The sequence below is a fragment of the Chryseobacterium nepalense genome (assembly GCF_023195755.1).
Classification (GTDB): Bacteria; Bacteroidota; Bacteroidia; order Flavobacteriales; family Weeksellaceae; genus Chryseobacterium; species Chryseobacterium nepalense.
The window spans coordinates 3,832,215-3,845,177 of the sequence record NZ_CP096203.1 but is presented as its reverse complement, the minus strand read 5'-3'; the positions used below and the strand labels follow the sequence as shown (position 1 = coordinate 3,845,177).

Annotated in this window: 13 protein-coding genes; 7 read left to right on the top strand and 6 right to left on the bottom strand. The window is 36.1% G+C overall.

Annotated elements, in window-relative coordinates:
* Window positions 1-165 precede the first annotated feature (165 nt).
* Together M0D58_RS17385 and dnaJ are read left to right on the top strand one after the other, a co-directional pair.
* Entirely contained in the window at window positions 166-702 is a 537-nt protein-coding gene (locus tag M0D58_RS17385) for a nucleotide exchange factor GrpE (protein ID WP_248392088.1), read from the top strand.
* Window positions 703-805: 103 nt separating this feature from the next.
* Complete coding sequence (dnaJ, locus tag M0D58_RS17380; RefSeq protein WP_248392087.1) at window positions 806-1,921, top strand: molecular chaperone DnaJ; 1,116 nt, start codon at window positions 806-808, stop codon at window positions 1,919-1,921.
* Between the two features lie 95 nt (window positions 1,922-2,016).
* Here the strand turns inward: dnaJ and M0D58_RS17375 are convergent, their stop codons facing one another.
* Window positions 2,017-2,907, bottom strand: a complete 891-nt coding sequence (locus M0D58_RS17375; protein WP_248392085.1) for a DUF808 domain-containing protein — start codon at window positions 2,905-2,907, stop codon at window positions 2,017-2,019.
* 426 nt (window positions 2,908-3,333) lie between these two features.
* Between M0D58_RS17375 and M0D58_RS17370 the strand changes: the two genes are divergently transcribed.
* The gene (locus M0D58_RS17370; protein ID WP_248392083.1) at window positions 3,334-4,206 is read left to right on the top strand and encodes an alpha/beta hydrolase; all 873 of its coding nucleotides are present in this window, start codon (window positions 3,334-3,336) and stop codon (window positions 4,204-4,206) included.
* A gap of 165 nt (window positions 4,207-4,371) precedes the next feature.
* On the opposite strand, the gene M0D58_RS17365 is transcribed toward M0D58_RS17370, so the two are convergent.
* The 3 genes from M0D58_RS17365 to M0D58_RS17355 form a co-directional block, all read right to left on the bottom strand.
* Window positions 4,372-5,079, bottom strand: coding sequence for a DedA family protein (locus M0D58_RS17365; protein WP_248392081.1), 708 nt, complete (start codon window positions 5,077-5,079; stop codon window positions 4,372-4,374).
* An 85-nt stretch (window positions 5,080-5,164) separates the two neighbouring features.
* Window positions 5,165-6,277: a peptide chain release factor 2 gene (gene prfB / locus M0D58_RS17360; RefSeq protein WP_248392079.1), complete on the bottom strand. Its 1,113-nt coding sequence runs from the start codon at window positions 6,275-6,277 to the stop codon at window positions 5,165-5,167.
* A 120-nt stretch (window positions 6,278-6,397) separates the two neighbouring features.
* Complete coding sequence (locus tag M0D58_RS17355; protein ID WP_248392077.1) at window positions 6,398-7,768, bottom strand: AAA family ATPase; 1,371 nt, start codon at window positions 7,766-7,768, stop codon at window positions 6,398-6,400.
* Window positions 7,769-8,067: 299 nt separating this feature from the next.
* On the opposite strand from M0D58_RS17355, the gene M0D58_RS17350 reads away from it, so the two are divergent.
* The 4 genes from M0D58_RS17350 to M0D58_RS17335 all read left to right on the top strand — a co-directional run bounded on the left by M0D58_RS17350 (window position 8,068) and on the right by M0D58_RS17335 (window position 11,249).
* Window positions 8,068-8,970 (top strand): ABC transporter ATP-binding protein, encoded by a 903-nt coding sequence (locus tag M0D58_RS17350; protein ID WP_248392075.1) that lies wholly within the window; start codon window positions 8,068-8,070, stop codon window positions 8,968-8,970.
* A 2-nt stretch (window positions 8,971-8,972) separates the two neighbouring features.
* Window positions 8,973-9,818, top strand: a complete 846-nt coding sequence (locus M0D58_RS17345; RefSeq protein ID WP_248392072.1) for an ABC transporter permease — start codon at window positions 8,973-8,975, stop codon at window positions 9,816-9,818.
* Between the two features lie 127 nt (window positions 9,819-9,945).
* On the top strand, window positions 9,946-10,605 hold the full coding sequence (locus tag M0D58_RS17340; protein ID WP_248392070.1) for a hypothetical protein: 660 nt from the start codon (window positions 9,946-9,948) through the stop codon (window positions 10,603-10,605).
* Window positions 10,602-11,249 carry a hypothetical protein gene (locus M0D58_RS17335; RefSeq protein ID WP_248392068.1) on the top strand — a complete coding sequence of 216 codons (648 nt, stop codon included), beginning with the start codon at window positions 10,602-10,604 and terminating at the stop codon, window positions 11,247-11,249. The genes M0D58_RS17340 and M0D58_RS17335 overlap by 4 nt, the downstream gene beginning before the upstream one ends.
* A gap of 86 nt (window positions 11,250-11,335) precedes the next feature.
* Here the strand turns inward: M0D58_RS17335 and msrB are convergent, their stop codons facing one another.
* Window positions 11,336-12,433, bottom strand: coding sequence for a peptide-methionine (R)-S-oxide reductase MsrB (gene msrB / locus M0D58_RS17330; protein ID WP_248392065.1), 1,098 nt, complete (start codon window positions 12,431-12,433; stop codon window positions 11,336-11,338).
* A 14-nt stretch (window positions 12,434-12,447) separates the two neighbouring features.
* The gene (locus tag M0D58_RS17325; protein ID WP_248392062.1) at window positions 12,448-12,897 is read right to left on the bottom strand and encodes a DUF417 family protein; all 450 of its coding nucleotides are present in this window, start codon (window positions 12,895-12,897) and stop codon (window positions 12,448-12,450) included.
* Window positions 12,898-12,963 lie beyond the last annotated feature (66 nt).

The following is a 12,963-nucleotide window of genomic DNA, read 5'->3' as shown; positions in this document are numbered from 1 at the left end:
TGAGTGGATAGCGCGAAAAAGCTCCTAAAAAATGATTGATGATTGATCGTTGATAGTTTTTCCGTAAACTTCTAACCTCTAACTTATAACTTTCGTCTGCCTTATTGTCACCCTTTCTCCTTTGGCAGAATGTTTGTCAATACTAACCCAAATAAATATTGAATTATGGAAAATCAGGATATCAACGAAGAAAGCATCAATAATCAGGAAGAAACGAATATTCAGAATGAAGCGATATCAGAAGACAATGTGACAGCAAAACCTTCTGCGGAGGAACTTTTGGCAGAGGAAAAAGACCGTTACATCAGATTGTACGCCGAATTTGAAAACTATAAAAAAAGAACGTCTAAAGAAAAAATGGAATTTTTCCAGTATGCCAATCAGGATATGATGGTTTCTATGCTGGGCGTTCTGGATGATTTTGAAAGAGCTTTAAAGGAAATTGCCAAAAATGGTAATCCTTCGGATCTTCAGGGCGTTGAACTGATCTACAATAAATTTAAAAGCAAATTGACCGAAAAAGGACTGAAAGCAATGGAGGTAAATCCGGGAGACAGCTTTAATGTAGACTTCCATGAAGCCATTACTCAGATTCCTGCTCCGTCAGAAGATCTTAAAGGTAAAATTGTAGACGTGATTGAGACAGGATATACTTTAGGAGATAAAGTGATCCGTTTTGCAAAAGTAGTAACCGGAAATTAAAATTTATGAATGATAAATGATGAGTGATAATTGATGTATATTCATTTATTTACCCATTTTAAATATCTATTATCATTTATCAATAATCAATTATAGAATAGACATGTCAAAAAGAGATTATTACGAGGTTCTTGAGATCAGCAAATCTGCATCAGCCGACGAGATAAAGAAAGCATACCGTAAAATGGCCATTAAATATCACCCTGATAAAAATCCGGGCGATAAAGATGCTGAAGAAAAATTCAAGGAAGCTGCAGAAGCTTACGAAGTACTGAGCGACGAACAGAAACGTGCCAGATATGACCAGTTCGGACATGCGGGAGTTGGCGGAAACGGTGGTTTCGGAGGCGGCGGCTTTGGTGGCGGAATGAACATGGAAGATATTTTCAGTCAGTTCGGAGATATTTTCGGAGGCGGCTTCGGAGGTTTTGGTGGCGGAGGCGGACGTCAGCAGGTTAAAGGTTCCAATTTACGAATCAGAATCAAGCTGAATCTTGATGAAATGGTGAACGGAACGCAGAAGACCATCAAAGTAAAGAAAATGAAGTTTGCTGAAGGGGCGACTTCAAAAACGTGTCCTACCTGCGGCGGTTCGGGAGTTCAGCTGAAAGTCATGAATACGATGTTCGGACAGATGCAGACGCAGACTACCTGCGGAACCTGTCAGGGAATCGGTAAAGTTGCTGATAAAATTCCGGCCGGTGCCAATGCACAGGGACTTATCAAGGACGAAGAAGAAGTTACCATTAATATCCCTGCCGGAGCAAGAGACGGTATCCAGCTTAATGTAAGAGGTAAAGGAAATGATGCGCCTTTCGGCGGTATTCCGGGTGATCTTTTGGTAATTATTGAAGAAGAGGTTGATAAAACCATCAAAAGAGAAGGTGATAATCTTCACCAGGAACTTTATATTTCTTTTGCTGAAGCAGCCTTGGGAACAAAAAAAGAAGTACCGACTGTTGGCGGAAAGGTGAAAATTACCATCGATGCCGGAACGCAATCCGGAAAAATCCTCAGATTAGCAGGAAAAGGCCTTCCAAGCATCGACAGTTACGGAAAGGGCGATATGTTTATCCATATCAATGTCTGGACTCCGCAAAAGCTTACTAAAGAACAGAAAGATTTCTTTGAAAAACAGATGAACAGCGGTGAAATGGTTGCTGAGCCATCCGGAAAAGAAAAAACTTTTTTTGATAAGGTGAAAGATCTATTCAACTAATATATAATAAAAAAGAGGCTTAAGGCCTCTTTTTTAGTTTCTTTATCGACAGCTTCTTCGAAGCCGCCGATAAAGAAAATCAATTTTATTATAAACTATTTCCTTTTAAAAGCCAGCGAATAAATTCCTTTTCCGGCAGTAAAAAGAGCTACTGCAAGCAACCCACCACCTAATCCGAAAACAAGTTCCTTAAGGATAGAAGGCCACGTTGGAAACAGATGGTGAAAATAATCGATTCTGTGTGCAAAAATTCCTCCGGCTACAAGAATCAGAGCAACAGTACCAATGATTCCCAATCCTTTGATGACAATTGGTAAAGCTTTTACCAAAAAATGTCCCAGCTTTCCAAAAAATCCTTTATCATTACTTTTCTTGATCAATTTGAATCCGGCATCGTCCATTCTTACAATTAAAGCAACAATTCCATACACCCCTACCGTAGCAATAAATGCAACCAGACTTGTTACAAGAATTTGCGTGATAAAAGGATGACTTTCTTCCAATACCGTTCCCAGCGCAATGATAACGATCTCAATGGATAAAATAAAATCTGTGGTTATGGCTGATTTTACTTTGGCTTTTTCAATTTCTTCCGGGCTCTGTCCTTTTGTGTCTTCAACTTCCTTCTCTACTTCATGGCCTTTTTTATCACGGTGGAATAAAAATTCAATAATTTTTTCCATGCCTTCAAAAGAAAGATACAGCCCCCCGAGAATCAGCACATAGTTAATCGCCGGAGCGTATAACCAGTTCAGTAAAAATACAATCGGTAAAATGATTAACTTATTGACGAAAGAACCTTTAGTGATAGCCCACAATACCGGAAGTTCGCGGGATGAAAGAAATCCGGTTGCCTTTTCGGCATTTACTGCCAGGTCGTCCCCCAGAATTCCTGCTGTCTTTTGAGTCGCAATTTTACTCGTTACCGCTACATCGTCCATTAGAGCTGCGATGTCATCCAAAATAGCAAAAAAACCAGATGCCATAAATTTTAATATTTTTTTAATAATTGTTAAACAAAAATAATTATTTAATTTGACTTGTTATAGAATTGATCAAGGTTTTGGAAAGAATTTAAATATACATTTAAAACCATGCCGTTGCAGACAAACGATTGTCAAATTCATGAGTTAAATAATAAAACGAGCCTTTTAGGTTCAAATTTCAGGCAAAAAGGTTCAACGATGAAGCAAAAAGGTTCAAAGATCACCCTTTTATACTCGCGGATAAGCCTAAAAGCTTCAAATTCCATGCAAAAAGGCTCAATGATGAAGCTAAAAGGTTCAACAACCAGTCTTTTATACTCAATGGTGAATCTAAAAGACCCAAATTCAAGACAGAAAGCTTTAACTGTGAGTAGAATCATATTCTCCCTGCTGCTTATTAGTTTATTTTTTCCTTATTTTTAACCTATGAAAAAGCTGATTCTTAATTATCATTTTTTCGTTCTGGGATTAATCAGCTTTGTATTACAGTCATGCAATACAAAATTCAGAGTCTGGGTAGGAACCAATAATGAACAGAAAATATACAATCTCAAGTACGGTGAAAATAAAAGGCAGAAAATGGATGTTTTCCTTCCTTCGGATTATCCCAATGATGCTCCGGTTGTCTTATTGATTCACGGAGGGGCCTGGAAATATGGAAAAAAAGAGCACATGATCCACATTCAGAAAATGCTTTTTAATCATAATATTCCGACCATCAATATGAATTACAGGCTGGTTTCAAAATCAAAAAAAATCACCTACCGGGAACAGCTGGAAGATATCAATGCAGTTATCACCAAGTTCAATGAACTGGCGGAAAAAGCAGAGCTACAGCCAAATAATTATATTCTTTTGGGTGAAAGCGCGGGCGGCCATCTTGCTTTATTGTACGGATACAAGAATCCCGAACAGATACGGAAAATTATTTCCATGAGTGCTCCCACCGATTTTTATTCTGCTGAATATCTGAATTCGTTCTATTCCAAATATTCTTCCCCTACACTTCAGGCTGTTGTAGGAAAAAAATTTCACAGGAAAAATATGTCGGAGGAATTCAAAAAGGCCAGTCCGATAGCTAATGTTTCTGATGTTCCGACTCTGATTTTCCAGGGTAACCAGGACTTTCTGGTGAATAAAAAACAGGGACTTGCTCTTGATTCGGCTTTAACCGCCCGGAAAATTCCGCACAAACTTGTCTTTATGAAAAATACGGGACATGCTCCAAGATTTTTCAACAAGAAAAAAAGAGACACCCTAATTTATCCGAATATTCTGGAATGGATTCAACAAAAATGAGTAATGAGTAATAATCGATGAGTGATGATTGATAATGATTGATGGTTGATAGTTGATTGATAAAAACAACGTTTCAATTGATTAATTTCTTCCACTTGCATTATATCTTATGCATAAAAAAGCCCGCTTTTTTGAGCAGACTTGTATTATTTAATTTGAATGAAATTATTCTTCGTCTTCATCAAATTTATGATTTTCATATTTTGAAAAATCCTGTTTCTTGCCGAATAAAAATTTCAGGATTACCGGTACTGTTGTAATCAGAACAATAACAATAATAATGAGTTCAAGTTTTTTCTTCAAATCGATTCCGAACTGATCAATGAAAAGCTTATCAAGATAATGTCCTGCAAAGATCAGTAAGAAAGACCACAGTACTGCGCCAATGATATTATCTCTTAAGAAATCCTTTTTATCCATTTTTACGATTCCGGCAACAATGGGTGTAAACGTTCTCACTACCGGCAGGAATCTTGCCATAATGATGGCTAATGCTCCATTTTTCTCGAAAAAATCATGAGCCTGATACAGATATTTTTTTTTAAACAACCATGTGTCTTCCTTCTTATATAAGGCAGAACCTGCCTTTCTTCCGAAATAATAACCTACTTCATTTCCTATAATCGCGGCAAGTGCTACAGAAGAGGCCAGAATAAATGTATCTAAGAAATCATTTCCTGTAGATCCGAACGTTGCACTAATAATGTCAATTGAATAAATTCCCGAAACAAAAAGAAGTGAATCTCCCGGTAAGAAAAATCCTACAAAAAGACCTGTTTCAGCAAAAATAATAAACAGAATAAGCCAAAATCCGCCAAGCTTAATATAAAACTCAGGATTTAATAAATCTTTCCAATTAGTGAAGTCTTCCATACATTTTGATAAGTAACAAAAATAGGATTAATAAACGTCATTCCGAAATTTATTATAAGATTTTAACGAAATTTAAACATGACTTTTACAAGTCCATATCATCATCAGAAACTGCGGTTCCATCGGCCATGAGAAATGCTTTCAGGAATGGCGTAAGATTTCCGTTCATTACAGAATCCACATCCGAAGTTTCATATCCGGAACGCACATCTTTTACCAGTTTATAAGGATGCATCACATAATTCCGGATCTGGCTTCCCCACTCGATTTTCATTTTATTAGCTTCGATCTCATTTCTGGCTTTCATTCTTTCTTCAAGCTCCATTTCATATAATCTGGAACGAAGCAACTGCATTGCCTTCTCTTTGTTCTGAAGCTGAGAACGGGATTCGGAGTTTTCAATGATAATTCCTGTTGGTGCGTGACGGAGACGAACGGCTGTTTCCACCTTGTTTACGTTCTGTCCACCTGCTCCGGAAGACCTCATCGTTTCAAAGGAAATATCTGCAGGATTGATGTTGATTTCTATCGTATCATCTACCAAAGGATAAACATACACCGAAACGAAACTGGTATGTCTTTTAGCATTGGAATCGAAAGGTGAAATCCTTACCAGACGATGAACACCGTTTTCTCCCCGCAAATACCCAAATGCAAATTCGCCGTCAATTTCAAGCGTTACCGTTTTTACACCCGCAACATCGCCTTCCTGAAAGTTCAGTTCACGGATTTTATAGCCTTGTTTTTCCGCCCACATGGTATACATTCTCATCAGCATGGAAGCCCAGTCGCAGCTTTCGGTTCCTCCTGCTCCGGCTGTAATCTGTAGTACCGCAGAAAGCTCGTCGCCTTCATTAGAAAGCATATTTTTGAATTCAAGATCTTCGATTTTCTCCACTAATTGAGGAAAAGTTTCATCAAGCTCTTTTTCAGAATCGGGATCTTCTCTGGCAAAATCCATCAACACCTGCAGGTCTTCAAACTGAGTATGAATTTCTTCATAAGCCTCTACCCATTTTTTCTTGGAGCGGAGTTGCTTCAGGAATGCTTCGGCTTCTTTCGGGTTGTTCCAGAATTCAGGAGCTGCGGTTTTTTCGTCATCATTCGCAATTTCAATCTTCTTTTTATCGATCTGAAGATATTTATGGAGGTCGTCAATTCTTGACTGAATTTCTTTTATCTGGTCGTTGTTTATCACGATTTTTTATTTTTGCAAAAATAGGAAATTTTTATTCCTTGTTTATGAATTCATAAAATCGGAAATTTATTTTCAATTAATTCTAATCTTATTTTTTTAATAAAGATGAATTAAGAATTCCTAAATCTTTTTTGGGCCCGCATCTTTATCTTCCTCTTCATTATGAGCAAACCCGATGACTCTTCTCGGTTCTTCCACCACTCTGTATGCATCGAGCTCAGATTTAAGATCTTTAACTCTGTTCTGGAACTGGTCAAAATTATTCACAATAACATCTGTTAAAAATCTGGCGATCTGGTCCAGGTATTCTTCCGTCAGCTTTCCCGCTGAATCCCGGAGAGCAGCTTTCAGAAGATTCTGATCAATCTTAAGATTTTCATTTCTGGTTTTCTGGTATAGATTTTTAATTCTTTTTTTAAGACTTTGTGTAAAATCGATCAGCATGGTATTGCTGAACACCTTCATTTGAGAGGAGATGGTATGCCAGAAAGGAATTTTATCGGCTTTGTTGTTTTTCAGGATTTTAAATAAAAGAGAATCTTTCTCGAGGTTTCTGGTCATCGCATACAGAATAATTTCTGACCTTTCCGCAAGGTTTGGAGGAAAAACAGGAATCATCACATCAAATCTTCCGGGAGCCAGAATTTCTTCATCGATTTCGGAAACAGAATTGGCAGAACCTACCATCAGCAGTTCTTCCTGTTCAAATTTTGAAATATAATGCAGAATAATCTCCTGAGTTTCAAGATTACAGGAAGCAACGTTGTTTTCAGCTTTTCTAGCCATCATAATATTATCAAAATCTTCCATGAACAGGAGAACTTTTTCTTCCTTCATCATTGCTATGAGAAAGTCATTAAAATTGGTCTGATTTCCGTTCACAAAAGAAGTTCCGAGATAATGTTTTTTTACTTCCTTAAATTGATACCCGATAATTTCTGCAATTTTGTTGGCCCAGAAAATTTTTCCGCTTCCGGGAGGACCGTATAAAATGATCCCTGCGGGCTTATTGATTCCCCAGTCTTTGATCTGCTGCGGATTAAGGAAAGGTTCCAGAACAGTGGAAATATGGAAGAACAAATCCCTGTACCCGATAAAATCTCTTTTCTGCAGACTTGTTTTGTGCCCGAAATAATCATACACAAATTTGTAATTACCTCCCAATCTGTTATCAATGCCGTAGCTGGACACCGAAGATTTAAAAAAACCGTTATCAAAAATATTAGGATCTGCTTCTTTGATTACTTTCTCCACCTCTTCTTTAGGCTGATTGATCTTTTCAGCAATCTGCTCCAGGGTTTTGGTTTTGTCAAGGTCTTTTTCGTAAAGCCTTAGAAACTCAATGTTTTCACGAACAAACTTTTCAAAGTCTTTTTTTATTTCAAAATTGATACTGATACAATCTATGAGGTCAAGATCGAAATCCTGAATAAACTGTTTTATTGCTTCCGCGGAAACATTCAGTTCTTTTGCCAAATCAACTAATTTCATAAAGATTCAATTATTACTAAACTTGTTTAAACATTTTATTTTTAACAACAAAAGAAATAAAGATTTGATGAAATACTAACGTCTGCACCAATGATAAAAAACTTATAATCCTGATAACAGATTTTTAAACAGCTTTTGAATTTTAGTATAGCCGATTTCCGTTTTGTTGTTAATTTTAAATTAATTTAAACAGATTTAATACCAAAAATAGCGTATTTGAAATTAAATTTAAATTGATTTAGGATAAAATTGTAACAAATGATTTTTTAAACAGACTACTACTATGTAAAACAAATTACATGGAAAAAATTCTGTCAGTAAAGAATCTTACTAAGAAATTCAAGAGAGTTGTGGTGAACAATATTTCTTTTGATGTAGAAAAGGGGAATGTGTACGGTTTACTCGGCCCCAACGGAAGCGGAAAGTCTACCACCTTTGGAATGCTTCTCTCCACTATTAACCCTACAAGCGGTGACTGGTATTGGTTTGGAAAAAAAGGAACCGATCCGGACACGCTCAAAAAAATAGGTGCCATCATCGAACAGCCTAATTTTTATCCTTACCTGAGCGCGGAAACCAATCTGAAAATAGTGGCTGAAATTAAAGGTACTCCTTACAACAGAGTTGATGAGGTTCTTCAGACGGTAGGCCTTTTGGAAAGGAAAAAAGATACTTTCAAAACTTTTTCACTGGGAATGAAACAGCGTTTGGCTATTGCTTCTGCAATGCTGAATAATCCGGAAGTGATGATTCTGGACGAGCCTACCAATGGTCTTGATCCGGAAGGAATTATCCAGATCCGTGAGATCATCAGCAATATTGCAAAACAGGGAATTACCATTATTATTGCAAGTCATTTACTTGATGAAATTGAAAAAATCTGCAGCCACGTGATTGTACTGAAGGAAGGAAATTCCATCTACTGCGGAAGAGTGGATGAAATGACGGCCAACAATGGCTATTTTGAACTGAAAGCAGACAACAATACATTGCTTTTGAATGCATTGAATTCTTTAGGTTGGTTCACTTCTGTTAATCTGGATGGTGATATCCTGAAAGCCCAGATCCGCGATGATGCATCTATTTCAGCGTCCGCATTAAACCAGAAGCTGGCCGAACAAGGGATATTTCTTTCTCATTTAACGAAGAAAAAGCTTTCTCTTGAATCTCAATTCCTTGAACTTGTAAAAAACACCAAATAATCATGATAAAATTATTTAAACTAGAATATTATAAAAATCTGAACTACAGACCATTCAAGATTTTTACGATCCTGTATTTTGCGATCCTTATCGCCTTGCTTTTCATCGGACTGATCGATTTTGATCTTTTCGGAGGAACGATCAACCTGAAAGAAGAAGGCATTTATAATTTCCCGGAAATCTGGAATTTCACAACATGGATTGTGGCTTTGCTGAAGATTTTCTTGGGATTGATCATTGTTTTTTCGATTTCGCAGGAGTTCAGCAACAGGATGTTTAAACAGAATACAATTGATGGATTGAGCAGGAAAGAATTTATCTCTTCAAAATTGCTGACCATCAGTATTTTCACTATAGTTTCTACGGTAGTTGTTTTTGCGATCACAATGTTTCTTGGATACAAATACTCCAATACGACGGAATCTGCGAAGGTTTTTGAAGAAATCTTCTTTATCGGAAATTATTTTGTAAAGCTGTTTACGTTCTTCTGTTTCCTTATGTTTCTTTCAATTTTGTTGAGGAAATCGGTTTTTGTTTTTCTTGCTCTTTTTGTCTTCTGGATCGGCGAAGGTATTTTATCCGGTGTGGAAGTATATATGAAAGTGCGCGGAATGCAGGGGCCTCAGAGAAATGAAGTGCTTCAGAATGATTTTTTTATTACGCATCTTTTACCATTGGAAAGTATGTCCAGCCTGATTCCTAATCCTATGATAAGGCTCAATATGGCAAAAATGATGGGCCTTAAATATGAATTCCACTACCCTACAGAAAGCATGATCGCGTGTCTGGTTTGGTGTGCAATCTTCATTGTCGGATCGTACTGGATTTTAAGAAAAAGAGACTGGTAAATCCTGATTTAAAGTTCAAAAATTCAAAGTTTAGAATTTTATTCATTAAATAGTAAAGTGGTTCGTTTTTCGAATCACTTTAATATTTTATTGAAGTTTTTATTTATATTTAATAAAAATTAATGGCATGAAGAGAATATATTACGTTCCCGGGGTCATCAGCGCTTTACTGATACCGGTTTTATTTTGGTTTTACGGGAGCCAAAAATATAGAGAAATACATGTAAACATGATTGATTTTAAATTCCCAGCTAAGTTTCAAGACGAAAAAGCAACGACCGTTGACGGTTTCGAACCTTACCGAAAGTTACATTATAAAAAAATTATAGTAAAACCTAATACAGCACGGGAAAATTCAGTTTTTTATATTTCGGAAATTAAAAAGCTTCAGAAACGGAATGAGAAAGATACTGGAATAGAATTTATTTTAAACGATAAAAACACCTACGACGATCTTGTTTCATTACGGAATGATATGGCTATCAGCAAACAATCATCTTATTACTTAGATCTTGATAAAACAGGACATTTTTTTGTTATTCTAAAACTTGATGGAGCTAGCCTATTTACCAATGATGATATTGTTGACAGATGTGGAAATGAAATTATTGACTTTTCAAGTGATTATTTTAAAAAATATTATTTAAAAGGCTTTCAAAAATTTGAATACCAGCTTACTAAATTACCAGAGAACTCTTACTACGTCATCTTCAGCTTCTTACTATTCTTAAATATTTCAATGTTTAGCATTAAAGAAAATCTTCAACTCAAAAAAAAAATTGCATGAAAAAGATATATTATTTCCCCGGGCTTATCAGCGCTTTGATTGTACCTGTTTTATTTTGGTACTATATTAATCCCTACATTGATAAAACTAAATATAATGTAGTTGATATTTGGCTTCCCCCAAAATTAACAGGAGATAAAATCAATAGTACCCTTAGTTTTGAATCCGTACGAAACTGGGATTATAAAAAAATAAAAGTTGATCCTTCAAAAGCTAAAGAAAATTCAAAGTTTTATGTTTCGGAAATTAAGTCTCTCCAAAAACGTAATGAAAAAAATACCGGAATAGAATTTATTTTAGATAAAAATAATACATACGATGACTTTGTTTCTTTATTAAATGATATGGCCATTGCAAAACATGAAACGTATGCATTGGATCTGCAAAAAACAGGAAATGTATTTGCCACTGTGAATTATAAAAGTCCAAAAACTGAAGAAGAAGAAATAGACTGCCTTTTATGCCATGACACGATTTATACTTTTGTTGAGGTAAAGCCCGATTTTAAACAATATTATCTTAGTATTTTTCAAAATCTCTCAAAACTTCCAAACGGAGCTTATTATATCTTTTTCGGATTTCTTTTATTTTTAAATATTTCCATGTTCAGTATTAAAGAAAGGTTGCAAATACATCCAAGGTAGATTCTTCACCATAAGCTCGCGGAAATAAAAAAGAAAGGACTGTCTTTCGGCAGCCCCCTCAATCACTTCACTTAAAACACTAGTTTTTATTTTTTGTCAAGGAGTGCGATATATTCGCCATATCCTTTTTCTTTCATTTCCGCTTTCGGGATAAATTTCAAAGAAGCACTGTTGATACAGTAACGCAGTCCGCCTTTATCTTCAGGACCATCATTGAAAACGTGTCCCAAATGAGCATCTCCTGTTTTACTTCTTACCTCTACCCTTGTCATTCCGTGGGAACGGTCCAGCTTTTCTTCAACTAATTTTTTGGTAATCGGTTTTGAAAAACTTGGCCATCCACATCCGGATTCAAATTTATCAGTAGAGATAAACAAAGGTTCTCCGGTAGTGATGTCCACATAAATTCCTTCACGCGTTTCATCCCAGTATTCATTCTGGAAAGCTCTTTCCGTACCGTTTTCCTGGGTTACGTTATACTGTTCGGCAGTCAGTTTTTCCTTTAAAACTTTTTTATCCTGTTTCTGATATTTCACTTCTTTTTTCTTTGGAGGATTCGCATTTCTTGCCATTTCAAATAATCCTGGTTCAATGTGGCAGTATCCTCCCGGGTTTTTGTCCAGGTAATCCTGGTGGTAATCTTCTGCTTTATAGAAATTTTTAAGCGGAATTGTTTCTACCAATACAGGCTTGCTGTAGTTTTTAGCCAATTTTGCCACTTCGGCTTTCACAATGGCTTCCGTTTCTTTATCAGTCGAATAAATTCCGGTTCTGTACTGGTCTCCCCTGTCGTTTCCCTGTTTGTTTAAACTCGTAGGATCAATGGTTTTGAAATAAAGGTCTATTAAAAGAGTAAGATCAACCTCTTCAGGATCATATTTCACTTTTACGGTTTCTGCAAAACCTGTAGTATGGCTTACAACTTCTTCATAAGTAGGATTTTCTTTATTTCCATTCGCGTATCCCACTTCAGTTCCTACGACACCTCTAATCTGTTGAAAAAAATGTTCTGTTCCCCAAAAGCATCCTCCTGCAAAATACACTTCTTTTAAATTTCTATTGTCCATAATGGTCTCATTTTCTTTTTTTGTTTCAGCAGACTTCATTTTTTTTGAATCTCCGCAGCTTGTTGCAAATACTGCTATTCCCAGCACAACGCCAAGTAAAATCAATATGTTCTTCATTTTTATATTTTTTTTCATTTTTTCAGATTTAAAATCATTAATCCAAATCCTAAAAGCATGATATCTTTTATGATAAAGAAGTCAGTTATCAAAATTCCATCGACTGTTTTCCAGATTCCCGGAGTCGTAAACAGATAGCTCAGTGTTATCAGGAAGGTAATAACCATTCCGATGGCGGCGTACTTTCTGAGTGATGCAAATTTCACACTAAACAATAACAATAATGCAATGATAATTTCTATGACTCCGATAGTATCGGACACTGCCTGAATGCTTACAATATCATATACGAAAAAAGTAAGGAAATGGTTTTCCACCAAAGGTTTTATGGCATTTGCTTCTGTAGGAGTGAATTTGAAAATTCCGATCCACAGCAGAATAATGACGGTTCCGAAAAGGGAGAGATAGTACCCCGTTTTTCCGATAAGGTTTTCATTATCAATTTTTAGTACAGTTCCATTCATTTTTTAAGATTTTGATTGAATACTTTATTATTTTCAAAAGTATAGTCGGAACCATTTCAAAATCCT